This is a genomic window from Rhizobacter sp. P2_H2 (assembly GCF_056403375.1).
The window spans coordinates 1-2,115 of the sequence record NZ_JBFUFP010000950.1 but is presented as its reverse complement, the minus strand read 5'-3'; the positions used below and the strand labels follow the sequence as shown (position 1 = coordinate 2,115).

Genomic DNA, 2,115 nt, shown 5'->3' with positions numbered 1-2,115 from the left:
GTTCAGCGCGGTCTGGCCGCCCATCGTCGGCAGCACCGCATCCGGGCGCTCCTTCGCGATGATCTTCTCGACCACCTGCCAGGTGATCGGCTCGATGTAGGTGACGTCGGCCATCTCCGGGTCGGTCATGATCGTCGCCGGATTGCTGTTGACGAGGATGACCTTGTAGCCCTCTTCGCGCAGTGCCTTGCAGGCCTGAGCGCCGGAGTAGTCGAACTCGCAGGCCTGGCCGATGATGATCGGACCGGCCCCGATGATGAGGATGGATTGGAGGTCGGCGCGCTTAGGCATTGTTCTTCTCCATCATGGCCGTGAAGCGGTCGAACAGGTAGCCGATGTCATGGGGTCCCGGGGAGGCCTCTGGATGGCCCTGGAAGCAGAAAGCGGGTTTGTCGGTGCGCGCCAGGCCCTGCAGCGTGCCGTCGAACAGGCTGACGTGCGTGGGGCGCAGGTTGGCGGGCAGGGTCTTCTCGTCGACCGCGAAGCCGTGGTTCTGGCTCGTGATGCTGACGCGGCCGTTGTCGAGGTCCTTCACCGGGTGGTTCGCGCCGTGGTGGCCGAACTTCATCTTGAAGGTCTTCGCGCCGGAGGCCAGCGCGAGGATCTGGTGGCCCAGGCAGATGCCGAAGGTCGGGATGCCGGTGTCGATCAGCGTGCGCGTCGCGGCGATCGCGTAGTCGCAGGGCTCGGGGTCGCCGGGGCCGTTGCTGAGGAAGATGCCGTCGGGCTTGTACGCGAGCACCTCGGCGGCCGGGGTCTGCGCCGGCACCACGGTCACCTTGCAGCCGCGGCTGGCGAGCATGCGCAGGATGTTGCGCTTGACGCCGTAGTCGTAGGCCACCACGTGGAAGCGCGGATCCTTCAGCGTGCCGTAGCCCTGGCCGAGCGTCCATTCGGTCTCGGTCCAGTCGTAGGGCTTGGTCTCGCTGACCACCTTGGCCAGGTCGAGCCCGGCCATGCTGGGCGCGGCCTTGGCCTTGGCGATGGCATCGTTGCGGATCGCATCGGTCACCACCTGGCCGGCGGCCAGCGTGACGATGCAGCCGTTCTGCGCGCCGCGGGTGCGCAGCACGCGGGTCAGGCGGCGGGTGTCGATGTTGGCGATGGCCACCGTGCCTTCGCGTTGCAGGTACTGCGCCAGCGTCATGGTCTGGCGGAAGTTCGACGCGAGCAACGGCAGGTCCTTGATGATCAGGCCGGCCGCGAACACGCGGCTGGCTTCCACATCCTCATCGTTGACACCGTAGTTGCCGATGTGCGGATAGGTCAGCGTGACGATCTGGCGGCAGTAGCTCGGGTCGGTCAGGATTTCCTGATAGCCGGTCAGCGCGGTGTTGAACACCACTTCGCCGATGGTCTCGCCGGGCGCACCGATCGAGACGCCCTGAAAGACAGTTCCGTCCGCGAGTGCCAGCAGAGCCTGTCCTGGGTTTGTCAGCAGTTGAGGCGGCACACGTATCTCCGTTGGTGCGCGCCCAGCTCTGCTCATCTCGAGCGTCGGACCGGGGAGAAAACTGGGGGAGTTTTCGACAGGAAACGGCGAGGGTTTCGCTGGGGCGGGCGGGTTGCAGGTAAACCGCGGGATTATAGACGAGCTTCGAGGGTTGACCCTGAGCCGCGCAGGCATCACACGAATGCGAGCGATTGCCGCTTGCAACGCGAGCACATCGCTCGGATTTGCGCTTCGTTGCGGGCTGTTCGGCTCTGATAATGCGCGCTGATCCGACCTCTCACCCAACAAGAAGGAGCCACACATGAAGGGCGACCCGAAAGTCATCGAACACCTGAACGCGCAGCTGAAGAACGAGCTCACCGCGATCAACCAGTACTTCCTGCACTACCGGATGCTGAAGCACTGGGGCCTCGACAAGCTCGCAGCCAAGGAATACGCCGAGTCGATCGGCGAGATGAAGCATGCCGACCAGCTGATGACGCGCATCTTCACGCTCGACGGGCTGCCGAACCTGCAGGACCTGGGCAAGCTGAWGGTCGGCGAGGACACCGTCGAGATCCTGCAATGCGACCTGAAGTCCGAACAGGGCGCGCAGGCCACCATCAAGGACGGCATCGCCCACTGCGAGACGGTGCGYGACTACGTCTCGCGCGACCTGCTGC

At 64.9% G+C, this 2,115-nt stretch carries 3 protein-coding genes; 1 reads left to right on the top strand and 2 read right to left on the bottom strand.

Annotated features, from left to right (window positions below; translation table 11 throughout):
* Together AC1D15_RS28625 and carA are read right to left on the bottom strand one after the other, a co-directional pair.
* The coding region (locus tag AC1D15_RS28625; protein WP_477828680.1) for a carbamoyl phosphate synthase preATP-grasp domain-containing protein at positions 1–291 on the bottom strand (291 nt) is incomplete at its 3' end.
* Complete coding sequence (carA, locus tag AC1D15_RS28620) at positions 284–1,441, bottom strand: glutamine-hydrolyzing carbamoyl-phosphate synthase small subunit (protein ID WP_477828681.1); 1,158 nt, start codon at positions 1,439–1,441, stop codon at positions 284–286. The genes AC1D15_RS28625 and carA, both read right to left, overlap by 8 nt.
* A gap of 313 nt (positions 1,442–1,754) precedes the next feature.
* Between carA and bfr the strand changes: the two genes are divergently transcribed.
* Positions 1,755–2,115, top strand: a 361-nt coding sequence (gene bfr, locus AC1D15_RS28615; protein ID WP_477828679.1) for a bacterioferritin, incomplete at its 3' end; no start/stop codon positions are given.